Below are 22,961 nucleotides of genomic sequence, written 5' to 3' on the forward strand. Positions count from 1 at the left end.
AAAATACGCATACCAACGGTTAGTCATAGCCACACCATAACTGCGGTTTCCGCGGAGCAGCAAATGCGCATCCCCGAATGTGTCATCCGGCGAGTAACGTCCGCAGGAACTGAAGCTGTTTGATCCAGTGGTGTTCCTGTCCGCCCTCGTGGTTGTTGAAGCGGTACACCTCGATGTCCTTCGCGGTCTGGGTGCCGGTTCCGGTTCCGGTTCCGTAGGCATTGAAGCTCGCGAAGACAGTGGACGGCGGGCAGATATCGTCCATTTGCGCCACGGAGAACAGGGCAGGTGCTGTGGCCGCTGATCCGAGGTTGACGCCGTCGAAGTAGTTCAGCACGGCCAGCATTGGCTCGTAGCTGTCCCGATGGCGTCCCAGGAACGCGGCAATCTCCGGATAGGGGCCGCGCGGCGCAATGTCGATGGAGCGTGGGAAGTCCTGAAGGAACGGGACATCCGGCAAGGCGGCGATCACGCCGTCGAGTCTTCCTGCCACCAGGCCGGCAACGGCCACCGTGATGCCTCCACCCTGGCTGACGCCGGCGATGATGACCCGGGCAGGATCAATGTCAGGATGTGATTGGGCGGCTTCGACCGCGCGGACTGCATCCACATAGACGCGGCGGAAATAATAGTCCTCGCGGCTCCCTGCCCCACGCGTCATCAGGCCCGCATACGCCACTTCACCAGCGGACGGGTGCGGGTCCGCCGTCTCCCCGAGCAACCCTCCGTAGCCCTGTCCACGGGTGTCCATGATGAAGTGCGCGTAGCCTGCCTGCGCCCATTTGGTGTCCTGGTTAACCAGCCCGCGGCCGCCCGAATAGCCGATGTACTGCACAACGACGGGTAGCCGGGTTCCCGCGCTGCGGTTCACCGGAAGGTGCAGCCAACCTTTGATCGGATCGCCACCGTAACCGGCGAACGCGACGTCGAAGGTATCGATCACGCTGAGGTAGTTCTCCACCGGTACGAACGTGGCGTTGAGCGGGAATTCCCGTGCCTCGGCGATGGTGGAGTCCCAGAACTCTGTGAAATCTGCGGGCTGCGTCACCGCGGAGATGTAGCCGCGGAGCTGGTCGAGCGGGAGGTCGAAAAGTGGCATGAAGGCGTCCGGTTCTCTGAACCCAACTGACGGGCATGAGGAGTCGTATCGGGGGCTCGCAACGACCACTATGGCGAGCTAGTGGGGGTAGGCTGGCTGGTTGGCTTGAAGAGATCCTATGTCATCGGCGCGGGGACGGATCCACGATTGAAGCCACGTCAAGAACTGTTTCGTGGCGCGCCGAGGTGTAGTACCCCGGCGGTGCGGAGATCGTGATCGAACCTCCCGTGCGCCGGCTGGAACACGCCAAGGGCAGCGTTCCGCTGCAGCGCGGCCGGAGGCCGCCGCTGCAGTGGCGGCAAGCGCCGTGGGGAGCAGGTCAGTCGGGAGCAGCGCAGTCGGGCGAGCCGCCGTAGGAAATGGCACGGAGGCGGGCGACTCCGCCGTCGATTTCAGCGTCAGCCCGGGCACCTGGAGCTTCAGGCCCAGGCCAACCCGCTGACCGGATTGCCGGCTGAGGCCGTTTGCCAAGAAGGGCCAGAATGGATTCCTCGATGAGGGCCTTCTGGTCTTCACGCAGTGGCCGCTTGCTGGATAATCGTCCTCATGACCATTGCCTCGCTCGCCGCTTTTGCTGGTTTGTGTCTCGTACTTGCGTTGACGCCCGGACCGGATACTTTCTTGGTGCTGCGTATCGCGCTGAACCGACCGGGCGCCGGCATCGCCGCGGCGGCGGGTTCGGCTGGCGCGTCCATCGTGTGGGCTGCGCTCGTTGGAATAGGTTTGGCGGCCATTCTGGAACAGTCTGCCGAGGTTTTCCGTTGGCTCAAGATCGCCGGCGGACTGTACTTGCTATACCTCGGCATTTCCTCGTTCCTGAAAACCCGCAAGGCCGCCAACGAAGCTCTTAGGAGCAGTGGCGAAGAAACGCCTCTCCGGTGCAACAGGCTTGCAGGTTTTGGCGCCGGGGCGTTGTCCACTCTGCTCAACCCCAAAGTGGGCCTCTTCTACTTGGCGATCGTCCCGCAGTTCATTCCGCACGGCGGGGACACCATGGGCGCGGCCCTGATCCTGGGTTCGGTGGTATCCGTCATTGCCTTCGCCTATCTGTCGGCGGTCGCCGTCGTCGCGTTCAAGGCGATGAGGTGGCTGCGGCGCCCCAGGGTGAGCACCGCCGTCGAACGCGTCAGTAGCGGTATCCTCGCTGCCCTTGGCGTCGGCGTCATCGCCTCCGGCGCGAGCAGTTAACAACCGACAGCCGGCCCTGAAGTCAGGAAATCTCTTCAGGACGCCGTGCCACGGCTCAATGCAGTTTGGCGAGTAGTCCCGCGGGAGTGACCCAGCACAGTGTTTTGCGGGGCGAGTGTTGAGCCGGTGCGAGACTTCCTGGAGTGCCTCAATACTGTGCAAAGAGAGATCGGTTACCCCGTGTGACTGTTAGCTTCGATTGGCGGTTAATTCACAGCTCCAAGTGGCGGTTTCGGCATTGCGTTAGGTGCACCCGGAGCGGGCACAAAGTCGGACTACTGCAGCTGATGCTGGCCTTCCAATGGCCATTGGCGGATTATGCCTCCCGAAGAACGGATCCGAATGACTTCATAAGGCCGGTTCCCGCCTCTGCTGCTGCCGGTGACACAGTATCGAGACTCAGATACCCATGGACGAGTCCGGAGTTCGGGACAAGACGCGCGTCGATACCCGAGGCCCGCAGCCGACGGGCCAATGACTGGCCCTCGTCATGCAAAGGATCATGTTCCGCCGTTGCGATGACAGTCGTGGGCAGCGGTCCGAATTCCATATGCAGGGGGCTGAAACGCGAGAGCTTCCCTGTGTTCATGTCCGGAACCCACTGGTCAACGAACCACGACAGTTCAGCTTTATCGAGCCCCCATCCACTGGAATTCTGCTGGACGCTGGGCTGCGACAGTGTCAGGTCGGCATTTGGGCAGATGAGCAGCAATGCTTTCAGCGGGATTCCGGCCTCAACCATGCGGTTTGCAGCCACAATGGCGATCAAGCCACCGGCGCTGTCGCCGGCGAGAGCGGGAGGCTCATTGACCGCCCCCAGTTCTTTTTGTTTTGTCATCACCCAGTCGAGGACCCGGACGACGTCATCGACGGCGGCTGGAGCCGGGTTCTCAGGTGCGCGCCGGTAGTCAACCGCCAGTACAACAGCCTTTGCATGCAAAGCCAGGCGCCGACAAGTCCGGTCATGAGAATCGAGATCGCCGAAGACGAACCCTCCCCCATGAACGTAGACGATGAGTGGCCGCGGTTCGTCGCCGAGCCGGTAAAGACGAACAGGAACCGGGAGGTCGCCAGGAATCGTCAAGTCCCTGACAGCATGCAGATCAGGGCCCGGCGGCCTCTCACGGGAAACGCGTAATTGAGCAATGTCCAGCGGTGGCACCGCGGGAGGGAGCCCACGAATCAGAGCAATCCATGACGTAAGCTCGTCATCAGCGAGGAATTCACCCATTGACTCATTCTCTGCGTGCCTTAACTTATCTCCTAAACGGAAGGCGGGTTTCCTTCGGGGGTCCTCCCGACGAAAGTGCCGGCCCCGTCACTCGGTTGGTGAGCGAACCCGCCACGGTAGTGCCGGCATCGTTTGTCTTTGGATCGTCACCGCACCGTGCCCGGCATCGGGTGGCTTTGCGGGCGGGTCATCCGTCTGCACCGCCAAGTTCGGGCTCTCTGGGGTGATCTCTTTATCCCTGACGATCAGTGAGGCGAGGCAGGGCCCCTCTCCGGGGTCCTGCCTCACCGGCGATCGGCTTAGAACGGCACGGTCGGCAGGTACTTGCCGTTGAGGGTGATCACCGCACGGGACCCGCCGTCCGGGTCCTCGACCTTCTTGATGTCGAGTTTGAAGTTGATCGCGCTGATGATGCCGTCGCCGAACTGCTCATGGACCAAGGCCTTGAGGGTGGAACCGTAGACCTGGAGCATTTCGTAGAAGCGGTACACGGTGGGGTCGGTCGGCACGCCGCCCGGGATGCTGCCGCGGACGGGGATGGTCTGCAGGAGCAGCGCCGCGTCGTCGCCGAGACCCAGCTTCTCGCTGACGGTGGCAGCCGCGGCCGTGGGCAACGGGTGCTGGCCAAGCAGAGCGGCGGTGACAAAGGCGACGCTCAACCCTGTGTCATCGGCGAGGTCCTGCCAGGACAGGTTGGTGCGGGTCTTTGCCTCGATGACTGCGGCGGTGAGTTCCTGCCGCGGGGCTTGGGAGGCTTGCGAGTGCAACATAAGTTTATTTCCTTCGGTTGGTGGACGGACTCAGACGAACTGTCCGAGACGGGTGGGGGTGGCCGGGGCATACGCGTTGTCTGAGAGCGGTGCGAATCCCCTGGTCGTGTGGTCGAAAGTCTCGACTCCGCCGGTTTCTATGTCGTAGACCCAGCCGTGCAGCTTCAGCCGACCTTGCTTGACCGCCAGCGCCACCGATGGGTGGGTGGCGATATTGGCCAGCTGGGAGATGACATTCTCCCGGATCAGCGAGCCCAGCTTCTCACCGGGGGAGCTGTAGGTGCCGGCGGCGTTCACCGTTTTGGCCGCGTCGGCGTTGCGGAGCCATTCCGCGACGGCCGGCACATCATCAAGGCATTTGCCCGTGGAGATGGCGGTCATCGCCCCGCAGTCGGAGTGGCCGCAGATCACGATATCGGTGACCCCGAGGACTGCAACCGCGTACTCGACGGTCGCGGACTCGCCGCCGGGCCCCGGGGCGAAGGCCGGCACCATATTGCCCGCATTGCGGATGACAAACAGATCGCCGGGTTCGCGCTGGGTCATCAGTTCCGGAATCACGCGCGCATCCGAGCAGGTCACGAACAGTGCCCCCGGATGCTGAGTGGTGGCGAGCCTCTGGAAAAGTTCGGCACGCCCCGGAACCACATCCCGCTGAAACTTGAGTACGCCCTCGATGATGTCCTGCATGCTGTGTCTCCCTTGCTTGAGGTGATGATTCAACGATGACAGCCCACAGCCATAGTGTCCAAGGCGCATTTCCGATCAATCCGATTACTATTCGCTATAGTTGGTGGCATGCTTCTACGCCATGTCCGCTACCTGCTCGCGGTCGCCGAACACCAGAACTTCACCCGGGCGGCCGAGGCGCTGCACGTGTCGCAGCCGACCCTTTCGCAGCAGATCAAACAACTGGAAAATTCGCTGCACGCACAGCTGCTGGACCGTAGCGGGCGGACGGTGCGCCTGACCGACGCCGGCGAGATCTATCTGGGGTATGCGCGCCGGGCGCTGCAGGATTTCAGCGCCGGCGAACGTGCCATCCACGATGTTAAAGACCTCAGCCGGGGTTCGCTCCGGCTCGCGATGACCCCGACCTTCACGGCCTACCTGGTCGGCCCACTGGTGCAGCGGTTCAACTCCCGCCACCCCGGGATAACCCTAAGCATCCAGGAAATGACCCAGGACCGGATCGAGTCAGAGCTGGCCGAGGACCGTCTCGACATTGGGATCGCGTTCGCCGAGTCGGTGTCGTCTCCGATCGAGGCGCAGCCGTTGTTTCCCGAAACTCTCGGCGTGGTCGTCGGACCATCGCACCCGCACGCCGGAAAGCAGGCGCCGTTGACGGTACAGGAATTGGGGTACCAGGAGCTTGTGCTGCTCAGCAGGGACTTCGCCACACGGCACCATATCGACCGATACTTCCAGGAGCACGGGATAGCGCCGCGGATCGCCATCGAAGCGAACTCGGTCCATGCGATCGTCGAAATCGTCCGCCGGGGCCCGTTTGCCACAGTACTGCCCGACGCGATCGCCCGCGAACAGGACAACCTCTATCCGATCAGCTTGACCCAGCCGCTGCCGCGGCGCACCGCAGCTCTGCTTCGAAGGGCAGGAGCCTATCAGAGCGCCGCCAGCCATGCCTTCGCCGCCCTGGCCTCGGAGTGGTAAAGCGCTTCGTGCGGATCGGGTTCTCAGGGAAGTATCCGCTACGGGCCGGGCAGGACAACACCCTCGCCATGGACCCGTCACCCCCGCCCTGTGGACGTTCGAGAGACACGACCCCGAAACCGCCACTTGGACTCTGAAAAAGCCGCCCTTCCCAACTAACACTCACACCTTGGCGATAACTCAGATCACTGGGGCGTGTCAGCTGCTGTTTGCGCGTGAGCGACAGTGAGGTGGTGTTGGCCTGATCCGGGATCTCGAAGGCCCCAGGACATCGGTCTCCCCGAAGGCGTAGTAGAAACATTCGACCGAGCCGTCCACCGATTTGAGGGCTTCGACGACCGCATCACGGCGCTTGGTGCCGCCTTCTCGCATGAGGCCCTTGATTCCCTCTCCCACGTAGTTCGCTTCGAACAGATATTTGGTCATCGTCTTTCCTGTCCTGTGACTTCCAGTACCCGCACCGCCGAAAGCGTGCCCAACGTGCAACGAGGGAAGATCCCGGAACTGGTCCCCAGAGCGGGGGCTCTGTCCACATGGTAGGCCCTCGTTTTCGCGCTGATAACGGTCCAGATACAAGCCCTGCCAATTTCCGAAGGCGAGCGCACGAAATGTCAGGAGCCGGGTGCACTGACCGTTTTTCGTTGTGCTCGTTCAAATGCCCGGTAGACCGTGGAACGACCGACTGAGAACAGCTCGGCCAGCTCACCTATGGTGTGCTCGCCGGCAATGTGAAGGTCGACCAGATGGGCTTCCTGTTTGACCGATAGCCTGGCTGTTTCCCGCGCAGCTGGTCCCTGAGCGAGGACAGACTGGGCCGGTTCGCCCCGGCCGGAGCGACGCACCGTCCGGGCAATCTGGTCGGTTCCCTGGCTCTCATGCTGGCCGCCGGCGGCGAGCATGTCTCGGACCTGGAGATGTTCCGCAGCTCAACCGGTATCTTCGGGCCGGTGGCCTCGAACGCGACCATGTCCCGGTTTTTCGACCGGACCGCGCAGAACCCGGAAGGCTTCGCCCACGGATTCGAAACCCCCACCCGCGCCCTGCGATCCAGGGCATGGGAAGCAGCCGGGGAACGGAACCCTGCGCTGGCCGCCACGGCCGCGGAGCCGCTCATCATCGATCTGGACGCGACCTCGTGACCTCGCACTCGGACAAAGAAAACGTGGCCGGCACCTACAAGGGCGGCTACGGGTTCGCCCCCTTCATCGCCGCATGCGACCACGGCGGAGGGAACAGAACCGGGGAAATCCTCACCGTGCTCCTGCGTCCGGGCAACGCCGGCGCCAACAACGCCCAGGACCACATCCGCGTCTTCGACACCGCCGTGGCCCAACTCCCGGACGGTTTCTTCACCGGCGCCGGAGAGCTGATCGGGGAAAAGATCCTGATCCGCACCGACAGCGCCGGCGCGTCCCGCAAATTCCTCTGGCACCTCCACACCGCCGGAGCCCAGTTCTCTGTCAGCTATCCGGTCCCGGTCGCCAAAGCCCACATGGTCGACTGGATCAGCGACAAAAAGTACTGGCAGCCGGCCCTGAACCAGGACGGCAACGAACGCACCGACGCATGGGTCATCAACGCCACCGACATCATTCCGCTGGCAGACTACCCGCGGGCACAAACCCGTATCTCCGCGCCGAACCGCTGCATCCGGGCGCGCAACCGACGCTGCTGGATCTGGACGGAAACCGGATCACCGCGTTCCTGACGAACTCACCGCACTGGCACGGCCCCCACCTGGATGCCCGCCACCGGGCCCTTGGCCGGGGTGAAAACCGGATCAAAACCCTGAAGAACACCGGGCTGGGCAAGTTCCCGTTCTTCTCCTTCGCCGCGAACCAGGCCTGGGCCAACATCGCGGCGCCGGCCTCGAACCTGATCGGCCGGCTCCAGCTCAGCTGTCTTCCCACCGGACACACGGCCCGGTTCTGGAACGTCAAGCGCTGGCGCTACCGGGTCTTCGCCACCGCCGGGAAACTGATCTCCAGCGGCCGGAAGCATCAACCCCTGCCGCCGGCCCAAGCACCCGAAAAAGACCTCATCATCGTGCTGCTGGAAACAATCACACGGATCAGCGGCCCCGGCCGGCAACCCGCGCCGACCTGACCGCATGCAGCGCCCCCCGAAACTGCGACAGAAACCAGCAAGACCAGCCGAACGCGCAACCGGCGCCAAACCCGGGCAACCAGCAGGGACAGCGCCCCGCGCCCAAATCCCTTTCCCTCAACCGACCAGGCCGCCCCTCGCCCCACAGCCGGGAACAAGGCCGACGAAGAAAAATCGAGGCTAGTGCTCGGTGCCTGCCGCAGCAGCCTTCTTGGCGTTCTTCTCGGCGTCCTTCTCGGCGCGCAGAGCCTCCGTCTCGTGCTGTTCCTCGGCTTTTTCCTGGTGGATGACCTCTGCGAAGAGCTTCTCCATCTCCTTGGCCACGCCGGCGGCTGAAGCCGGGTTCTGGCCGGTCACCAGCCGGTCGTCAACCACGACCTTCTCCTCAAAGACATCAGCGGAGACGTGGGTGGCGCCCTGTTCCTCAAGTCGGTCTGCCAAAAAGAACGGGATGACCTTGTCTTTCCCTGCGGCGACCTCCTCGTCGTTGGTGAAGGCGGCCACCTTCCGGCCCTCGACGAGGCGAAGCCCGTTCTCCAATTCCACGTTCAGCAAGCCGGCCGGCCCGTGGCAGACCGCGCCCACCAAGCCGCCGGCGTTGTAGACGCTGGCCACCAGATTCTGCAAGCCTTCGCTGTCCGGGAAGTCCCACATGGTGCCGTGGCCGCCCACGAGGAAGACTCCGTCGTACTGGTCGGGATCAACGACGTCGACGCGGGCAGTGTTGTAGAGACCGGCGCGCGTGGTCTCGTCCTCCGTGAAGGCGACCTGGATGGGATCTTCTGAGTCCACCTCGTCGCGCGGGGGCTGGCCGCCCTGGATGGACGCAAAGTCGACGAAATGCCCGGAATCCTTGAAGACCTTCCAGGGATGTGCAGCTTCGGCCACGTTGTAGCCGGTCTTCTCGCCCGTATCGCCGATCTCGGAAACGCTGGTCAGTACCATGAGGATTTTCTTCATGAAGTGCTCCTATCGTCTAAAACCCACACTACGCCTAGCCCAAATTCAGGTCCTCCCTCCCCGTCTTAGACGGTGGCAGTCGTCAGCGCCTCGAATCGCCCGTACGAGGCCTCCTCGGCCGCAGCCAGATATTTATGTTTAGCCATACAGGCTCAACGAACCGAGGCACCCATGGTTACCACGCGGGATCGGCTTAACCTGACTTTCCCGAGCATTGGTCCTCAAGCCCCTCCATCGCGGTGAAAAGTCGCAACCTACGCCACGACAACTCCGCCCGGCCGCTGCAGGCGGAAGGTGGCCGTGACGTGAAGAAATCCAACAAGGCCTGTGTCAGGTGACGCTGCTTGTTCACCCAGGCGACGGATTTCGCCAAGACCGTGCGTTGGTCGGATCTCCGCGAGACGAAAGTCCATGAGCTGGCAAGTTGCACGAGTTGGTCGACCTGCAGTTCGTAGTTGAAGGGGAATATCTTGCGTTCAAAAGGTGCCCCGTCCGGCAAACTCTGCAGGTACGCTACGGGTTCGGTCAGCGGGGGTTTCGCCCGGCTCTATGATGGCGGCCAGTGCCTTCACCCACTCGCTGGTACGGTCCCAGGTGTGCCAGGCCAGACCCACCATGCCGTTTGGCCTCAGTACACGATCGCATTCAGCCATTGCCCGTGCGGGGTCTACCCAGTGCCAGGCCTGGAGACAGCTGATGGCGTCGACACTCCGATTTCTTAAAGGGATGCGTTCCGCCGAGCCGGTAGCCGTAGTGATGCGCCCCGCGACCCGGTGCGGGAGCTCCTTACGTACCTTTCTGAGGACGGACAGCATGTCGTCAACTGTATCGACGGCGGTGACGACGTGTCCGAGGGTTGCGATGGTCCGGGTTCCCAGTCCGGTGCCGGCTCCAAGGTCCAGAACTGCTAGCCGATGGCCGCGCGAGGGTGACCCTAACAGCCACGAAACTAGGGGCATGTCCCGTCTGGGGAAGGCGAGTTCAATCGGTAGTTGCAACACCCCTTTGTTGTCAGGTGTTGCGCGTGTTGTCGAAGAAGGAACGGATCGAAAGCGCTAAGCGGGACACCCGTTGCGGAAAGCCGCGGATCGGTTGCTGGGCCGTTCAGGGTCCGACTTCCGGGCAATTGACCATTTGCATTAGTCGGGGTTGATGCGAGCGGGACCACCTGCGTCTTTGGAGACGATTGAGGTGGCTCGTACCCCTTGACATCGCGTTCGCCACCAGCCCAAGATGGCCTCGTCCGTCCCTCTCATGGCATGCAGCAGCGACAGACCACGTGGCCAAGGTATTCAACTACGACGATTGGGTCTGTCAGAAGAACCTTTGACAGACCAGCGAAAGGATTTGAGATGCCGAATAAAGTCGACTATTTCGAGATAGGTTCACCCGATCCGGAGGCATCAAAGGCCTTCTACTCTGGACTGTTCGGCTGGGAAGTGGGGCCGCCGTCCTCTCCGGCCCAATACAGCATGGTCAACGCCGACGAAGGTGGTCTTTGGGATACCTCGGGGATGGGCGGCGCAAACTGGGCAATCTTCTACGTTCACGTCGATGACGTAGCCGCGGCGATCGACAGAGCGACAGAGCTCGGCGCAACCGTTGCCCTCCCACTCGTTGACAATGGCAGCATCGAGTTCGCACACCTCCTTGATCCACTCGGCAACCGATTCGCGATCTGGCGGCCGAAGGCGGCGTAGAGCCATCAGCTCTGGATGGGCACGTGGCTCCCGATGGGGCGAACAGGCATCCAACCGCGTGTCGAAGTGCCCATGTCCGTAACGGAGAGGAGGGGGTGTTATGTCTTATGAGCCCGTCTTGGGTCACATAAAACTGGTGTGCGGTACATGGACGCCACCGTCGCCTTCTACCTTGGCCTTGGCCTTGGCCTGAGAATAGACGCCGGGCCGGGAGTCCCGCATGTCGCCGCCCGGCTACCCAACGGCAGGCTTATCGAATGGGACAGCGTCGAGTTCGTGCCCCAAGGGGACTCAGGTTGGACTGGGACCACCCGGGGGCACTGCGGTGCTCGGGTTCTCCGTACGGCGCGCGAGGCCATCGACCAGACCTATGCGGAGTTGACCAGCGCAGGATACGAAGGCCATCAACAGCCCTATGACGCCTTCTGGGGTGCCCGTTACGCGATCGTCGATGATCCCGACGGCAACGGCTTAGGGATCCTGAGTCCGGAAGATCGACAACAGAACGTCTGGCCACCCATCCAACCGCCGCAAGGGTCCTGACCTCCAGCCCACGCACGTGGCGTGATGAGGCGGGGCCCGGCCAAGGATCCCCAAACTGCACTGCCAAACGGCCCCTAAGGCTGCGACCCTGAACCGTGCAGCCCACGCAGAATCCTTAGCGCCAACCACTGTTCCCCTGCAGGTCAAACCCCTCATTCCGCGCACGCCGGTGAGCATCAAAACGTGAAGAGGGGGAGCACCTCCAGCGGGTCCCCTCTTAGTTTCTTCATTCAGGCGGGGACTCAGCTCAGGCGGCGTCGCAGGAGGCAGAACTCGTTGCCCTCGGGGTCGAGCAGAACGTGCCACTGCTCCTCGCCGGTCTGGCCGATATCGGCCGGCCGCGCACCGATCTTCAGGAGGCGCTCGAGCTCGGCGTCCTGGTCGCGGTCGGTGGGGTTGATGTCGATGTGCAGCCGCAGCTTGCCGGTCCTGGGCTCAGTCGTCGGGCTGAAGATCAGGGTCGGTTGCAGTCCGCCGAACCCTTCCTCCGGTCCGATCTCGCGCCGTCCTCGGTGTCGAGCACGACGAAGCCGAGCACCTCGCACCAGAACTCCGCCAGCCGTTGCGGATCCAGGCAGTTGATGACCAGTTCGGAGAAGCGAGAAGCCATGCCTCCCACCCTACAAGGTCTGGCTTGTGAAAAAGTGAAATATCCAACGGCAAGATTCCGCCAGAACCGGCCACTCCAAAGCGATATAGGGTGTCTTACGAACGATTGTTATCGGACACCACGGAATACCTTCGTGCCAGTCTCCCGGCATTGGTCCCCGACCCCCTTCCCGTGCCGGGTGCCCTCGATCGCCGACTGCTCGGCGCGCTGCTGGCGTGGCCGCTGATTCGACTCGTCAAGCCATCTAAGCAACCTATGGTTGCGTAAGAAGGGATCCCGGGCTATGGTGATGTGCAACCAAACGTTGCAGAAAGCGGGAAACCCATGGAGTTCGGAAGCATTGAGCGCGAGATCTACGTCGACGCCGCCCCTGAGATCGTCTTCAAGGTGATAAGCAGTCCCGAGCACATCCGGGAGTGGTGGAACGGTGCGGAGACCGACCTGTCGCCGACCCCGGGCGCGGTCGCCGAGATCGCGTGGGGGCGGGACACGGCGGAGCCGCACATCCAGCCACTCACGGTCGTCGACGCGGAACCGCCTCGTTTGTTCTCGTTCCGGTGGGTCTACGAGGGCGCAGCCGTGGCGATCCCCACGAACTCGCTGCTGGTGACCTTCGAGCTCGTCCCGTCTGGAGCGGGCACGGTGGTCCGGCTCACGGAGACCGGCTTCCGGGAGAAGGGCTGGGAGATCGCGGTGCTCGAGGCGGCGTACGCCGAGCACGTGAAGGGCTGGGACATCTTCGTGCCCAGCCTCGGCGACTACGTCACCCGGCTGGTGTCGACGCCATGAGCGTCGCCGTCGACGACGACCTGTGGTCCGCGATCGGGGACCCGACCCGACGCCGGATGCTCGACCTCCTGCTCGCCGAGGGTGCCGGCACGGCCACCACGCTCAGCGAGCGATTGCCGGTGACACGTCAGGCCGTCTCGAAGCACCTGGTGGTCCTGGACCGCGTGGGCCTGGTTCACGTCACGCCCGCCGGACGCGAGCGGCGCTACCAGGTGGACGAGGCTCAGCTCGCCCGCGCGGTCGCCCAGCTCGCCGACGTCGGGGCGACCTGGGACGCCCGCCTGCGGCGGATCAAGCGGATCGCCGAGGCGATCCAGCGCAGCCAAGAGAAGTAACCCGTTCCAACAACAACCAATCCGCGAGAAGAGGAATCGAAATGGTGGACATTCTCCACAGGGTCGGGATGAAGTCGGCGTCATTGGACGACGTGTATGCGGCCCTGACCACGCTCGAAGGCCTGTCGGGCTGGTGGGCGACGGACACGAAGGGCCAGACCGAGGTCGGTGGGATCCTGGAGTTCCGGTTCGAGCCCGGCGGCTTCGACATGAAGGTTCTCGAGTTGAATCCCGCCGAGAGCGTGCTCTGGGAAGTCACCGACGGGCCGGCCGAGTGGATCGGTACGACGGTGCGGTGGGACCTCAAGCAGGAGGGCGACTACACGATCGTACTGTTCGCCCACGAGGGTTGGAAGGAGCCCGTCGAGTTCATGTACCACTGCAGCACCAAGTGGGCGACATTCCTGGTGAGCCTCAAGCAGCTCGTCGAGACGGGTACCGGCGCACCCGAGCCGTACGACCTCAAGATCTCCGACTGGCACTGAGTGCGCCATCCACGCCCACGAGAACCCGGCACCGGAGGGAGGAACCGGTGCTGTAACAGCCGTATGAAGCGGCCTGAGCATCGGTAAGGAACTCAACAGGCACCCAGCAACCCCCAACCCATCACGGACCCCGACCCCCGAGCCCGGACCAATCCCCGATCAGCCACGACGCTACCACCAGCACCCCGACGCTACCGATGGGTTCCGTTCCAATGTTCCTCGTGGGCCGGATTGCCCCGCTCCGACACGCAATAGGACGCCGTTCCCCCAACGGACCAATCAACACCAGGGGCAGACGACTTCTGAAACTTACGACGGGATACCCCCTGCTGGACGTTACCGAGGGATCACAGAGAAACTGAGATGTGCAGCGGCCCGATGTGCGCATCGCACACCGGGCCGCTTTCCACGCCTAAGGTGCTGTGTTGGAGACCGAAGTTTGGATGTCCTTACAGGTAATCGCTGTTTCTGCGGGGATCGTTCCCAACGGTTGGGTGAGCACTCCGCGTTCCCCAATCAGCATCCCGGTTGTGGGTTCGATAACGATTTCTCGACGCGTTTTGGAGAGTCCTTCTTCGAGCCGGCCTATGGCTATGCCTTTGCGTCCGTCGAGTGTTGCTTGTTCATCTGTGATGGTGACGCCTGGAATCAGTGCCGCCGCCTTGTACAGGGAGGCCCACAGGTCAGCGGGGATAACACCGGTGCGCAGCAGATCATCAAATGAAAACCAGCCCTTCCCCGTCGATGGATTGGCCTTGCCCGATCGTTTTTTGTAGATGTTGTTCAGGAGCAGGTAAGGATCACGCGGCAGGGAATCCAAGTAGCTCAGTGACGTCGAGGGCTCGGGCGGGCCGCCGTAAAAGCCCCCGTTTTTGCCTCGTAGCAGCTCCCCTTTCCAGCCGGTCTGCAGGGTGAGGGCGATGTCTTTGGATTTATCGTCAAAGAACGTTGTGGGAATCCGGGGTGAACGCTGCCACACCATTCATCGTCCCGGTTGGCCGGCACGTACTTGGTGCCTTTCTCGCTGTCCAGCCACTGGAATTCATTTCCAACCGCGCAACGTGCTGCAATTGAGCCCAGAAGCAGCCCGGACATGGTCGAATCCACATCCGCACGATCTTCGCCCAGCCCGGCGCCAATCTGCCGATCTCGTTTCAGAATTCGTCAGCACTGAACTCCAGAACTCCTCTGGCCACCCTGTCCTTCAAGAACCCAAGGTTCCCTCTCTGGGACGAGAACGCATTCACGCGTCTTGATGTCAGCGCCTTCGTGTCCTGTCTTCCGCGTTTCTGCATTGATCCCCCCGCCTCTTCGGCGTTGTGGTGGCCGTAATCGACCTTGGCCGATGAGCATGGCGATGATGACGACGGTTCCGCCGACGATTTGATTCCAGTGGATTGTTTCGCCGAGAACCATAACGCCGAGGACGACGCCGCCGATCGGGGTGAGGTAGGTGACGGTTGATGCCATGGTCGAACCCCAGGCGTTGATGACGTTTGTGTACCAGATATAGGCAATCCCCGTTCCGACGCCACCGAGTATCAGGATGCTTCCAACGATGCCTGGATTCAAGGTGACTGGGCCGGTGCCGATGAAGGGTGTGAGCAGCAGGATGATGATTGCCCCGGCGCCAATCTGGGAGGCGGAGACTGTGATCGCGTCATAGTCGTGTCCACGGAGAAACCGCCGGGTATAGGAGAACCCCAGGCCGTAACAGGTGGTTCCCCCCAGACAGGCCAGCTGCGCCCAGAAGAACATGCCGTTGGCTGTGTCTGCTACGGCGTCCCATGGTGCGGCGACGAGGATCACGCCTCCCGCGGCCACGAAGATGCCGGCAGTCTTGATTTTGGTAAGACGCTCGTCGGGGAGAATCGCCAGCGCGACAAGCATTGTGGCGATCGGCGTCGTCGCGTTGTAGATGCTGGACAGCCCGGCGGGAAGGTACTGCGCTGCCCAGGAGAACAAAAGGAACGGGACAACACACATCAGTGCTCCGAGCGCCGTCAGGTGACCCCACACTCGCAGGCCGCGTGGCCACCGTCGACGTGTGGCCAGCATGATGATGGCGAGAACCAGTGCGCCGAAAAATAGCCGGCCAAGGACGACCTGCGCCGGGGAGAGCCCTCCGACGGCCACCTTGATGAAGAGGAAGCTTGCACCCCATACTGCGGCCGCGCCCAGGTACTGAGCGGCCAGACCTACGCCACGTCCGTCTCGCATTGTTGATCGACTTGTCACGCCCACACCTCATCTTTCGTTGATGCCAGTCTCAGCTACACTCAGGACATGAATCAAATGAATCTGGCGCATGGGCATATGACGAAAATAGATATGGGGTCGCTCACCTTGCGTCAGCTTGACGTCTTTGTCGCTGTGGTGGAGCAGGGTGGTTTCGGCGCTGCGGCTGATCATCTGCAGATGAGTCAATCTGCCGTCTCGCATGCCCTCGCAGCGCTGGAACGCGCGTCAGGTGCCCCTCTCATTGTCCGCGCACCCACGATCGCGACGACGTCCCTGGGCGAGGCAATCCTGCCTCATGCCCGTAGCGTCCTGGCTGACGTGCGCGCCCTGCGAGCCACCGTCGACATCCAGCGCGAAGGCCTCGTGAGAGGCAAGGTCCGCCTCGCGGCGGCACCGACCGCCTCCCATCGACTTGTCCCCGAACTCCTGAAACGCTGGCGTGCTGAACTACCCGGGCTCGATATCCGCCTGTTCGAAGGCAGCGACGACGAACTGGAAGTCTGGCTGGCCAGCGGCGCGGTCGACGCTGCCGTTCTCATCGACCCCGACCCTGTTCCCTCCGGCTCCATCGTCCTGGCCCGCGATGACTTCCGGGCCGTGTTCCGCTCAGACCACCCGCTTGCCGGCGAGAAGCGCATCAGCCTCGCCGATCTCCTCGAGGACCCGCTGCTGGCCTCCTCCAGCGGCTGTGAACCCCAGATCACCCGCATACACACGATGGCCGGAATTCCGTATGCGCCGGCGCAGAGGGTTCATGAGACCAGCACCTTGCTCGGCATGGTCGAGGCCGAACTTGGCGTCGCGATATTGCCCTCACTTGCACGCTCGATGCTCGCCAACAACCTCGTGATGGTCGAGCTCGAACCCCAGCTCGACCGCACCCTCGTTTTCTCCGGCCCCTCCGGGCGCCCATGGCACCCGGGCGTCGAACGAATGCGCGACATCGCCGAAACTTCAGCGACGAATTGCTGAGTTCTGCGCGGACGCCAGATTGAGGACTGGTGCTACACAAATAGCACCATGGGATTCGCCGCGACTCGGGAAAGCGCCAGTTCAGGGTTCCTTGAACGGGGCGCCTCCCCTGCCGAAATTGACGAAATCCCACGATCCGGTCCACCTCTGGCTAATTTTCACGTGAAAGTGAGGAGTTCCACCCGCTGCCCGCCGGCTCGCAGTTGAAGCTGAGCGACGGCGGTGCTGGCCCAGTCTGGAGCGAACACGTGCACCTGGCGGGCGCTGATTCCCTGACAACATTCACGGTGTATTCGCTGGAAGGCGTGCCCGCGCCGACACGGCGTTCCGTGGGTGCGGGTTCCGCCTGTTACCTTGTCACCTTCCCGGATTCAGCCGGCATCGACGCTTTGCTTGACCCGGCTGCTTGGGGAATCCGGCGTTGCTGCCGTGGCGGTTGCCGACTCCGGGGTGGAGCTGACCAGGCGCCGCGCACGGGACGGCAGGAGCTTCCTCTTCGCGATCAACCATTCCCGGGCGGACGCGGGCGTTGAGGCGTCCGTCGTTGATCTGCTTATTGGCTCGCGCTGTACCGGGACTGTTGAGACGGGAGGCGTGGCGGTCATCGCGGAGGACTGACGGTGACCCTCCGCGGGGCCCGGAAGGACAACAGCCGGATCCACTCCGGGTTCTGCCCCTGCAGCCGGATTCCGGGCAGCGCGGCCGCCGTTTCCTGGACGACGACGGCGGCCTCCAGCTCCGCGAGTTTGGCACCCAGGCAGCGGTGGATTCCCGAGCCGAAGGCCAGGCTGTAGGCGCTTGGCCTTTCGCCCGGAGCTCCGGACGGCTGCCCGCTGGATCCCGGAATCCGCACCGGCTTCGGCCCCGCGGAGCTGCCGTGATTGCCGGTCAGTTCGAGCAGGATTTCGGCCCCTGCCGGGATCAGCTCATCACCGAGAAGGGTGTCCTGCACCGCGACCCGCCGCCAGGTGGGCACGGACGATTCGGTGGCGAGCACGTGCCTCACCGCGGCCCGGGCGTCTGCCTCCGCCGCCGCCTCGTCCCAGCTCACAGCTCCGGATCCCTGAACGAGCCGGAACAGCGCCGTGCTGATCAGCTGTGTGGTGGTTTCCTGCCCGGCGATCAGCAGGAAGTATCCGAGGGAACAGATTTCCGGCGTGGACAAACCGTGGACGGCGAGCGATTTGAACAGATTCCGCCCCGGAGTGTCCACTGATTCCAGAACCAGTTCCCGCAACCAACGGTAGAAATCCGCTGCGCTGTGGGCCAGCTCCAGTTGCCGTGCCTCGTCCGGCCAGCCCCAGAACAGATCCAGGGAGTCCCTGCTCCACCTTTTGAGTCGGGACAAATCACGAACCGGAAGTCCCAGCAGCTCCAGCATGATGATTGCCGGCGGGAAAGCAGCCACCGCCTGCACCAGATCAACCTGACCGGAAGTGTTGAGTTGTTTCAGGGCCCGCGCAGCCGATTCCCGTGCCAGCTGCCGGATGCGTGGCTCAATGGCGGCGACGGTGGCCGGTGTGAAGTAGGCCGCAACCACTTTGCGGATCTCCGCGTGCGAGTCTGTATCGTTGCTGGCCAGGACAGGAGGCAGGGCGAAGCGTGCACGCTGCAGCACGCGCAGCGCCTGGCCGGAAAGCGGCGTCGCCGCGATCAGGGCGTTGGCCGGGCTGAAGTCGGCCGGCCTGTGGAGCACTTCTTTGACGGCGTCCGGATCCCGCAGCACCAGATACGGGCACTGGGCCGCTCCGGAATTCTCATTCCTGGGATCTTTAAGTTCGGTGTTCGCCTGCGCCGCCATCATTCGGGCAGCCCCTTCAACCATGCGGCGGCCTGACCCCTGAAATCTGCGGGAGACAGCTCCGACGCCAACGCCCCAATGGCGCCGATCAGCGGGACCGGCAAGGATTCGAGCACCTGCCGATTGCCTTGTTCCACCGTCCCCGGGTTACCCGGCCAGCTGCCGATCACCACGCCAAGCACCCCCAGCCCGCGCTTTTCCAGAGCTTCGAGCGTCAACGCGGTGTGGTTCAGGGTGCCAAGGGCCGGCCGTGTCACCAGCAGGAATGCCGCATCAGGCGCCAGGAGGGCTCCGAGACCGGCCAGCGTGCCGCCGTAGGAATCCAGATCCACCAGCAGGCCTCCCGCGCCCTCAACCAGAACATGATCATGGGACTGCACGAGTTCGCGGATCCTGTCTGCGTGTACCGCCAGCGGCGGGAGTTCAGCGCCGTCGGCGGCGGCAGCGGCCACCGGAGCCAGCGGCTGCCGCAGCACCACGCCGGCCTCGGCCGTCGTGACGCCCGCCAACCGCACGATTTCGGCCGTGTCAGAATCACCGCCGGCACTCCCTGACTGGCAGGGTTTGTAGACGGCGACAGTGCGCCCGCGGCGCTGCACAGCCGCGGCGAGGGCCGCGGTGGTCACCGTCTTCCCGACGCCGGTGTCCGTTCCTGTGACCAGGATGATGGCAGGCAGACTCATGGGTACTCCTCCAATATGCTGCGCAGCACGGCGCAGCTGTGTTCAATGTCGTGCGGCGTCAGCGTGGCGCGGGCCGTGAGCCGCAGCCGGGATGCCCCGTCCGGGACCGAAGGAGGCCGGAAGCATCCGATCCGTACGCCCGCTGATCGGGCGGCGTCAGTCGCTGCCACGGCCGACTCCGCGGACGGCATCGCGATGGACTGCACAGCCCCCGTCGCGTGCCCGGCTGCAGAGACGCCCTCTCGCAGAGCAGACGCCAGGCCCCGGGCAAGGGCATCGGCATTGCTTCGGACAGCCCCGGTGCGCCACGGTTCTTCGCGGATGATCCGCACCGCGGCCAGGGCGGCAGCGGCGGACGCCGGTGCCAGCCCGGTGTCGAAAATGAAGCTGCGGGAGCGGTTGATGAGGTGTTCCCGCAGCAGCGGCGGACCGAGGACCGCCCCACCCTGGCTGCCAAGTGCCTTGGACAGCGTGGCAGTAACGACGACGTTCGGATGGCCGGCAAGGACCGTCCCGGCCACCGATCCGAATCCCTGATGGGCGCCGGTGCCCGTGACGCCGAGGCTGTGCGCCTCGTCCACCAGCAGCACGGCGTCGTGCTCCTCGGCCAGGGCCAGCAGCCTGAGCAGCGGGGCCTCGTCGCCCAGCACGCTGTACAGGGACTCGACGGCGATCAGCGCCCTCGGTTCGGTCCGCCCGGCAAGCAGGCGGCTGGCTTCCTCGAGCCCGTTGTGCCCGAACGGTTCCGTCCGCGATCGGCTCAGCCGGAAACCATCGATCATGGACGCATGGCAGTGCTCATCCGCCACGATCAGGGTTCCGGGCCCGCCCAGCGCGGTGATCACCCCCAGATTCGCCAGATAGCCGGACGAGAAGACCAGCGCCGCCTCCATGCCTGTCAGCCGCGCAAGTTCCAGCTCGAGCTCCAGGTGCAGATCCGTGGTCCCGGCCACCAGACGCGAGGACGTGGCGCCAGTCCCCCAGAGTGAGCCCGCGGCCGCGGCGGCCTCGGCCAGCCGGGGATCCTTAGACAGACCAAGGTAGTCGTTGCTGGCGAGGTCGACGAAGTGTTCGCCCGCGCCACGGGCGAACGGCCGGCGGACCAGCCCGCGGCGTTCACGGACCGTGGCCTGCCGCTCCAGCCACAGCGTCATCGAGGCACTCATGCAGCGTCTCCGCTCCAGGCTGTGCCCTGTTCATGGACCTCGGCCACCGCTGCCACCATGCCCGCGGTGATCGTTTCGATCTCCGCCGCCGTGCTGATGTACGGCGGCATGGTGTAAACGAGGTTCCGGAACGGGCGCACCCAGACCCCGTTCCGGATGGCGGCCCGGGTCACGCCGGGAACGTCCACGCCATCGTGCAGTTCGATGACCCCGACGGCGCCGATAGTGCGGATTTCCCTTACGGCCTCGAGTCCAAGGCCAGACGTGAGCCCTGATTCCAGGCCGGCGCTGATCCTGGCCACGTCCTGCCGCCAGGAGCCGCCGTCGATCATTCCGAGACTGGCGTTGGCCACGGCACATGCCAGCGGGTTGGCCATGAAGGTCGGCCCGTGCAGCAGCGCCCCTGCCGGACCGCCCGAAACAGTCTCCGCCACCTCGCCGGTGCACAGCATTGCGGCCAGCGTCAGATAGCCGCCGGTGAGTGCTTTGCCCACGCACATGATGTCCGGGACGACCCCTGCGTGGCCGGCCGCAAACAGCTCGCCGGTGCGGCCAAAGCCGGTGGCGATCTCGTCGAAGATCAGCAGCAGCCCTTGCTGGTCCGCCACCCGTCGAAGCACCCGCAGGCACTCAGCCGGGTACATGAACATGCCGCCGGCGCCCTGCAGCACCGGTTCCACGATGATCGCCGCCAGCTCCCCGGAATTGGCCTCGGCCAGCCGTTCGAGCTCCGAGGCCCACGCCTGAACGGCTTCCGGAGTGGCGGTGGCCGTGGCAGGCGGACGGGGCGCAAACACGTTACCGGCCAGCAAGCCGGGGAAGGCCGCATGCATGCCGTCCACGGGATCGCAGACTCCCATCGCTGCGAAGGTGTCGCCGTGGTAGCCGCCGCGAAGGCTCAGGAACCGTTGCCGCCGGGGTTTCCCCGACGCGGTCTGGAACTGGATGGCCAGCTTGAGCGCGACCTCCACGGAGACTGACCCTGAGTCCGCCAGGAAGACCCGCTCCAGCCTGGCCCGGCCGGGGGCTGACGGTGCCATGTCCGCCAGCCGCTCGGCCAGTTCCACAGCCGGGGCATGGGTCAGGCCGCCGAACATGACATGGCTGAAATCGTCCAGTTGCCCCTTGGCGGCGGCGTCCAGCACGGGGTGGCGGTAGCCATGGATCACCGACCACCACGACGACATGGCGTCCAGTACCTCGTGGACGGTGCCGTCTTCGTCCCGGAGCCGCAGCCGCACGCCGTCGGCCGCTACCACTTCCCACAGCGGAAGGCTGGAACCGGCGGGCGCATAGGGGTGCCAAAGACGGGCCCGGTCCCGCTGGATCAGGCTCATTGGACCAGCGCCCCGTGGCGCGAGCACGTCGCGCTCCAGCCCAGCGGTGTGACCTGGACCTTCATCCGGCGCCTGCACTGGGAGCAGTAGCGCGGCGGTTCCAGCCGCAGCAGTTCGCCGCAGCGGCGGTGGGAGTCCGACGCCGGCAGCTCACCGCCGTCGAGCGTCTCACCGCAATGCCCGCAGTAGCTTTCCGTGATGACGACGTTCACAGCGACTTCTGAAATTCCTTGATGGGCATGTTCAGTTCGACCAGGAGGTTCAGATCGGCCGTCGCCGGACGGCCCAATGTGGTGAGGTAGTTGCCCACGATCACCGCGTTGATGCCGCCGAGCAGCCCCTCGCGGGTTCCCAGGTCGCCGAGCGTCAGTTCGCGGCCGCCGGCGTAGCGCAGCACCGTCCGGGGCATGGCGAGGCGGAAAGCGGCAATCGCGCGGAGAGCGTCTTTGCCGTCCATGATTCCCTGGTTTTCCAGCGGTGTGCCCGGGCGGGGGTTGAGGAAGTTCAGCGGGACCTCGTGCGGCTCAAGGGCGGCGAGCTGGGCCGCCAGCTCTGCACGTTGTTCGAGCGATTCACCCATGCCGATCAGTGCGCCGCAGCAGAGTTCCATGCCGGCGGCCTTGACCATGTTGCAGGTCTCGAGGCGCTCTTCGTAGCTGTGGGTGGTCACCACTTCGGGGAAGAAGCTGCGGGCGGTTTCAAGGTTGTGGTTGTAGCGGTGAACGCCCCAGTCGGCAAGCTGGTCCACCTGGCGCTGGGTGAGCATGCCGAGCGAGCAGGCGATGTTGATGTCCACGGCCTCGTTGATGCGGTCGATCGCGAACTTGATCTGGTTCATGAGCTTGATGTCGGGTCCGCGGACAGCCGCGACGATGCAGAACTCCGTGGCACCGGTGGCAGCTGTTTCCTTCGCGGCCTTGACGAGTTCCGGGATGTCCAGCCAGACGCCGCGGACAGGGGAATCGAAGAGTCCGGACTGGCTGCAGAAGTGGCAGTCCTCGGGGCAGCCGCCGGTCTTGATGGAGACGATGCCCTCCACCTCGACGTCCTCGCCGCAATGCTCCAGGCGGACTTCATGGGCGAGCTGGAGGGCGGCAGGGAGGGCGTCGTCCGGCAGCCGGAGTATCTCCAGGAGTTGGCTCTCTGCCAGACCCACACCCTGTTGCAACACCTGCACTCGCGCAGTTTCCAGAATTTCATAACGGGTTGCCTGAGTGCTTGCCTGATTCGTCATCGATTGTCCTTTGAACGGGAGCTACGCTGGAGTGGCGGTC

Annotated in this window: 25 protein-coding genes and 3 pseudogenes; 11 read left to right on the forward strand and 17 right to left on the reverse strand. The window is 64.0% G+C overall.

Features of this window, described 5'->3' with window-relative positions:
- Nucleotides 1-82 precede the first annotated feature (82 nt).
- Nucleotides 83-1,099, reverse strand: coding sequence for an acetylxylan esterase (locus tag ACQCST_RS16675; RefSeq protein ID WP_426996837.1), 1,017 nt, complete (start codon nucleotides 1,097-1,099; stop codon nucleotides 83-85).
- 546 nt (nucleotides 1,100-1,645) lie between these two features.
- Between ACQCST_RS16675 and ACQCST_RS16680 the strand changes: the two genes are divergently transcribed.
- Nucleotides 1,646-2,287, forward strand: a complete 642-nt coding sequence (locus tag ACQCST_RS16680; protein ID WP_426996838.1) for a LysE family translocator — start codon at nucleotides 1,646-1,648, stop codon at nucleotides 2,285-2,287.
- A gap of 316 nt (nucleotides 2,288-2,603) precedes the next feature.
- Here ACQCST_RS16680 and ACQCST_RS16685 read toward each other — a convergent pair whose 3' ends face one another.
- The 3 genes from ACQCST_RS16685 to ACQCST_RS16695 all read right to left on the reverse strand — a co-directional run bounded on the left by ACQCST_RS16685 (nucleotide 2,604) and on the right by ACQCST_RS16695 (nucleotide 4,978).
- Entirely contained in the window at nucleotides 2,604-3,371 is a 768-nt protein-coding gene (locus tag ACQCST_RS16685) for an alpha/beta hydrolase (RefSeq protein ID WP_426996839.1), read from the reverse strand.
- A gap of 446 nt (nucleotides 3,372-3,817) precedes the next feature.
- Complete coding sequence (gene cynS / locus ACQCST_RS16690) at nucleotides 3,818-4,288, reverse strand: cyanase (protein WP_426996840.1); 471 nt, start codon at nucleotides 4,286-4,288, stop codon at nucleotides 3,818-3,820.
- 30 nt (nucleotides 4,289-4,318) lie between these two features.
- Complete coding sequence (locus ACQCST_RS16695; protein WP_426996841.1) at nucleotides 4,319-4,978, reverse strand: carbonic anhydrase; 660 nt, start codon at nucleotides 4,976-4,978, stop codon at nucleotides 4,319-4,321.
- A 108-nt stretch (nucleotides 4,979-5,086) separates the two neighbouring features.
- On the opposite strand from ACQCST_RS16695, the gene cynR reads away from it, so the two are divergent.
- Nucleotides 5,087-5,959, forward strand: a complete 873-nt coding sequence (gene cynR, locus ACQCST_RS16700) for a transcriptional regulator CynR (RefSeq protein ID WP_426996842.1) — start codon at nucleotides 5,087-5,089, stop codon at nucleotides 5,957-5,959.
- A gap of 198 nt (nucleotides 5,960-6,157) precedes the next feature.
- Here cynR and ACQCST_RS16705 read toward each other — a convergent pair whose 3' ends face one another.
- The gene (locus tag ACQCST_RS16705) at nucleotides 6,158-6,385 is read right to left on the reverse strand and encodes a GYD domain-containing protein (RefSeq protein WP_426996843.1); all 228 of its coding nucleotides are present in this window, start codon (nucleotides 6,383-6,385) and stop codon (nucleotides 6,158-6,160) included.
- Between the two features lie 185 nt (nucleotides 6,386-6,570).
- Complete coding sequence (locus ACQCST_RS16710; RefSeq protein ID WP_426996844.1) at nucleotides 6,571-6,858, reverse strand: helix-turn-helix domain-containing protein; 288 nt, start codon at nucleotides 6,856-6,858, stop codon at nucleotides 6,571-6,573.
- Between ACQCST_RS16710 and ACQCST_RS16715 the strand changes: the two are divergent.
- Nucleotides 6,751-8,065: pseudogene (locus ACQCST_RS16715) on the forward strand (IS1380 family transposase); the annotation flags it as partial. The gene ACQCST_RS16710 and the pseudogene ACQCST_RS16715 sit on opposite strands and share 108 nt — an antisense overlap.
- A 180-nt stretch (nucleotides 8,066-8,245) precedes the next feature.
- Here ACQCST_RS16715 and ACQCST_RS16720 read toward each other — a convergent pair.
- Together ACQCST_RS16720 and ACQCST_RS16725 are read right to left on the reverse strand one after the other, a co-directional pair.
- Nucleotides 8,246-9,025, reverse strand: coding sequence for a type 1 glutamine amidotransferase domain-containing protein (locus ACQCST_RS16720; protein WP_426996845.1), 780 nt, complete (start codon nucleotides 9,023-9,025; stop codon nucleotides 8,246-8,248).
- Between the two features lie 476 nt (nucleotides 9,026-9,501).
- Entirely contained in the window at nucleotides 9,502-9,984 is a 483-nt protein-coding gene (locus ACQCST_RS16725) for a class I SAM-dependent methyltransferase (protein ID WP_426996846.1), read from the reverse strand.
- A 393-nt stretch (nucleotides 9,985-10,377) separates the two neighbouring features.
- Between ACQCST_RS16725 and ACQCST_RS16730 the strand changes: the two genes are divergently transcribed.
- The gene (locus tag ACQCST_RS16730) at nucleotides 10,378-10,725 is read left to right on the forward strand and encodes a VOC family protein (protein ID WP_426996847.1); all 348 of its coding nucleotides are present in this window, start codon (nucleotides 10,378-10,380) and stop codon (nucleotides 10,723-10,725) included.
- A gap of 147 nt (nucleotides 10,726-10,872) precedes the next feature.
- Nucleotides 10,873-11,268, forward strand: coding sequence for a VOC family protein (locus ACQCST_RS16735; protein WP_426996848.1), 396 nt, complete (start codon nucleotides 10,873-10,875; stop codon nucleotides 11,266-11,268).
- A gap of 242 nt (nucleotides 11,269-11,510) precedes the next feature.
- On the opposite strand, the pseudogene ACQCST_RS16740 reads toward ACQCST_RS16735, so the two are convergent.
- Nucleotides 11,511-11,878 (reverse strand): annotated as a pseudogene (locus ACQCST_RS16740) (VOC family protein).
- A gap of 324 nt (nucleotides 11,879-12,202) precedes the next feature.
- Between ACQCST_RS16740 and ACQCST_RS16745 the strand changes: the two are divergent.
- The 3 genes from ACQCST_RS16745 to ACQCST_RS16755 are packed head-to-tail and all read left to right on the forward strand — an operon-like array spanning nucleotide 12,203 to nucleotide 13,487.
- Complete coding sequence (locus ACQCST_RS16745; RefSeq protein ID WP_426996849.1) at nucleotides 12,203-12,667, forward strand: SRPBCC domain-containing protein; 465 nt, start codon at nucleotides 12,203-12,205, stop codon at nucleotides 12,665-12,667.
- Complete coding sequence (locus tag ACQCST_RS16750; protein WP_426996850.1) at nucleotides 12,664-13,002, forward strand: ArsR/SmtB family transcription factor; 339 nt, start codon at nucleotides 12,664-12,666, stop codon at nucleotides 13,000-13,002. Before ACQCST_RS16745 ends, ACQCST_RS16750 begins: the two co-directional genes overlap by 4 nt.
- A gap of 41 nt (nucleotides 13,003-13,043) precedes the next feature.
- Nucleotides 13,044-13,487, forward strand: coding sequence for an SRPBCC family protein (locus tag ACQCST_RS16755; protein ID WP_426996851.1), 444 nt, complete (start codon nucleotides 13,044-13,046; stop codon nucleotides 13,485-13,487).
- Between the two features lie 412 nt (nucleotides 13,488-13,899).
- Here the strand turns inward: ACQCST_RS16755 and ACQCST_RS16760 are convergent, their stop codons facing one another.
- The gene (locus tag ACQCST_RS16760; RefSeq protein ID WP_426996852.1) at nucleotides 13,900-14,469 is read right to left on the reverse strand and encodes a hypothetical protein; all 570 of its coding nucleotides are present in this window, start codon (nucleotides 14,467-14,469) and stop codon (nucleotides 13,900-13,902) included.
- A gap of 182 nt (nucleotides 14,470-14,651) precedes the next feature.
- Nucleotides 14,652-15,707 (reverse strand): DMT family transporter, encoded by a 1,056-nt coding sequence (locus ACQCST_RS16765; protein ID WP_426996853.1) that lies wholly within the window; start codon nucleotides 15,705-15,707, stop codon nucleotides 14,652-14,654.
- 66 nt (nucleotides 15,708-15,773) lie between these two features.
- On the opposite strand from ACQCST_RS16765, the gene ACQCST_RS16770 reads away from it, so the two are divergent.
- The 3 genes and pseudogenes from ACQCST_RS16770 (at nucleotide 15,774) to ACQCST_RS16780 (ending at nucleotide 17,318) form a co-directional block, all read left to right on the forward strand.
- The gene (locus tag ACQCST_RS16770) at nucleotides 15,774-16,700 is read left to right on the forward strand and encodes a LysR family transcriptional regulator (RefSeq protein WP_426996854.1); all 927 of its coding nucleotides are present in this window, start codon (nucleotides 15,774-15,776) and stop codon (nucleotides 16,698-16,700) included.
- Between the two features lie 203 nt (nucleotides 16,701-16,903).
- Nucleotides 16,904-17,038 (forward strand): annotated as a pseudogene (locus ACQCST_RS16775) (hypothetical protein); the annotation flags it as partial.
- 55 nt (nucleotides 17,039-17,093) lie between these two features.
- Nucleotides 17,094-17,318, forward strand: coding sequence for a Beta-galactosidase C-terminal domain (locus ACQCST_RS16780; protein WP_426996855.1), 225 nt, complete (start codon nucleotides 17,094-17,096; stop codon nucleotides 17,316-17,318).
- Here the strand turns inward: ACQCST_RS16780 and ACQCST_RS16785 are convergent.
- The 6 genes from ACQCST_RS16785 to bioB are packed head-to-tail and all read right to left on the reverse strand — an operon-like array spanning nucleotide 17,302 to nucleotide 22,921.
- Complete coding sequence (locus ACQCST_RS16785; RefSeq protein WP_426999204.1) at nucleotides 17,302-18,501, reverse strand: cytochrome P450; 1,200 nt, start codon at nucleotides 18,499-18,501, stop codon at nucleotides 17,302-17,304. The genes ACQCST_RS16780 and ACQCST_RS16785 overlap by 17 nt on opposite strands.
- Nucleotides 18,501-19,184, reverse strand: a complete 684-nt coding sequence (bioD, locus tag ACQCST_RS16790; RefSeq protein ID WP_426996856.1) for a dethiobiotin synthase — start codon at nucleotides 19,182-19,184, stop codon at nucleotides 18,501-18,503. Before bioD ends, ACQCST_RS16785 begins: the two co-directional genes overlap by 1 nt.
- Nucleotides 19,181-20,338 carry an 8-amino-7-oxononanoate synthase gene (locus tag ACQCST_RS16795; protein ID WP_426999205.1) on the reverse strand — a complete coding sequence of 386 codons (1,158 nt, stop codon included), beginning with the start codon at nucleotides 20,336-20,338 and terminating at the stop codon, nucleotides 19,181-19,183. The genes bioD and ACQCST_RS16795 overlap by 4 nt, the downstream gene beginning before the upstream one ends.
- An 8-nt stretch (nucleotides 20,339-20,346) precedes the next feature.
- Complete coding sequence (locus ACQCST_RS16800) at nucleotides 20,347-21,687, reverse strand: adenosylmethionine--8-amino-7-oxononanoate transaminase (RefSeq protein WP_426996857.1); 1,341 nt, start codon at nucleotides 21,685-21,687, stop codon at nucleotides 20,347-20,349.
- Nucleotides 21,684-21,899 carry a hypothetical protein gene (locus ACQCST_RS16805; protein WP_426996858.1) on the reverse strand — a complete coding sequence of 72 codons (216 nt, stop codon included), beginning with the start codon at nucleotides 21,897-21,899 and terminating at the stop codon, nucleotides 21,684-21,686. Before ACQCST_RS16805 ends, ACQCST_RS16800 begins: the two co-directional genes overlap by 4 nt.
- Nucleotides 21,896-22,921: a biotin synthase BioB gene (bioB, locus tag ACQCST_RS16810; RefSeq protein WP_426996859.1), complete on the reverse strand. Its 1,026-nt coding sequence runs from the start codon at nucleotides 22,919-22,921 to the stop codon at nucleotides 21,896-21,898. The genes ACQCST_RS16805 and bioB overlap by 4 nt, the downstream gene beginning before the upstream one ends.
- Nucleotides 22,922-22,961 lie beyond the last annotated feature (40 nt).

The organism is Pseudarthrobacter sp. N5, assembly GCF_050157035.1.
GTDB lineage: Bacteria > Actinomycetota > Actinomycetes > Actinomycetales > Micrococcaceae > Arthrobacter.

Bases quoted from the DNA above. Each gene is read 5' to 3' on its own strand.
- ACQCST_RS16675 (WP_426996837.1), bottom strand. From the start codon at position 1,099: ATGCCACTTTTCGACCTCCCGCTCGACCAGCTCCGCGGCTACATCTCC.
- ACQCST_RS16680 (WP_426996838.1), top strand. From the start codon at position 1,646: ATGACCATTGCCTCGCTCGCCGCTTTTGCTGGTTTGTGTCTCGTACTT.
- cynS (WP_426996840.1), bottom strand. From the start codon at position 4,288: ATGTTGCACTCGCAAGCCTCCCAAGCCCCGCGGCAGGAACTCACCGCC.
- ACQCST_RS16695 (WP_426996841.1), bottom strand. From the start codon at position 4,978: ATGCAGGACATCATCGAGGGCGTACTCAAGTTTCAGCGGGATGTGGTT.
- cynR (WP_426996842.1), top strand. From the start codon at position 5,087: ATGCTTCTACGCCATGTCCGCTACCTGCTCGCGGTCGCCGAACACCAG.
- ACQCST_RS16705 (WP_426996843.1), bottom strand. From the start codon at position 6,385: ATGACCAAATATCTGTTCGAAGCGAACTACGTGGGAGAGGGAATCAAG.
- ACQCST_RS16710 (WP_426996844.1), bottom strand. From the start codon at position 6,858: ATGCTCGCCGCCGGCGGCCAGCATGAGAGCCAGGGAACCGACCAGATT.
- ACQCST_RS16720 (WP_426996845.1), bottom strand. From the start codon at position 9,025: ATGAAGAAAATCCTCATGGTACTGACCAGCGTTTCCGAGATCGGCGAT.
- ACQCST_RS16725 (WP_426996846.1), bottom strand. From the start codon at position 9,984: ATGCCCCTAGTTTCGTGGCTGTTAGGGTCACCCTCGCGCGGCCATCGG.
- ACQCST_RS16730 (WP_426996847.1), top strand. From the start codon at position 10,378: ATGCCGAATAAAGTCGACTATTTCGAGATAGGTTCACCCGATCCGGAG.
- ACQCST_RS16735 (WP_426996848.1), top strand. From the start codon at position 10,873: ATGGACGCCACCGTCGCCTTCTACCTTGGCCTTGGCCTTGGCCTGAGA.
- ACQCST_RS16745 (WP_426996849.1), top strand. From the start codon at position 12,203: ATGGAGTTCGGAAGCATTGAGCGCGAGATCTACGTCGACGCCGCCCCT.
- ACQCST_RS16750 (WP_426996850.1), top strand. From the start codon at position 12,664: ATGAGCGTCGCCGTCGACGACGACCTGTGGTCCGCGATCGGGGACCCG.
- ACQCST_RS16755 (WP_426996851.1), top strand. From the start codon at position 13,044: ATGGTGGACATTCTCCACAGGGTCGGGATGAAGTCGGCGTCATTGGAC.
- ACQCST_RS16760 (WP_426996852.1), bottom strand. From the start codon at position 14,469: ATGGTGTGGCAGCGTTCACCCCGGATTCCCACAACGTTCTTTGACGAT.
- ACQCST_RS16765 (WP_426996853.1), bottom strand. From the start codon at position 15,707: ATGCGAGACGGACGTGGCGTAGGTCTGGCCGCTCAGTACCTGGGCGCG.
- ACQCST_RS16770 (WP_426996854.1), top strand. From the start codon at position 15,774: ATGAATCAAATGAATCTGGCGCATGGGCATATGACGAAAATAGATATG.
- ACQCST_RS16785 (WP_426999204.1), bottom strand. From the start codon at position 18,501: ATGGCGGCGCAGGCGAACACCGAACTTAAAGATCCCAGGAATGAGAAT.
- bioD (WP_426996856.1), bottom strand. From the start codon at position 19,184: ATGAGTCTGCCTGCCATCATCCTGGTCACAGGAACGGACACCGGCGTC.
- ACQCST_RS16795 (WP_426999205.1), bottom strand. From the start codon at position 20,338: ATGACGCTGTGGCTGGAGCGGCAGGCCACGGTCCGTGAACGCCGCGGG.
- ACQCST_RS16800 (WP_426996857.1), bottom strand. From the start codon at position 21,687: ATGAGCCTGATCCAGCGGGACCGGGCCCGTCTTTGGCACCCCTATGCG.
- bioB (WP_426996859.1), bottom strand. From the start codon at position 22,921: ATGACGAATCAGGCAAGCACTCAGGCAACCCGTTATGAAATTCTGGAA.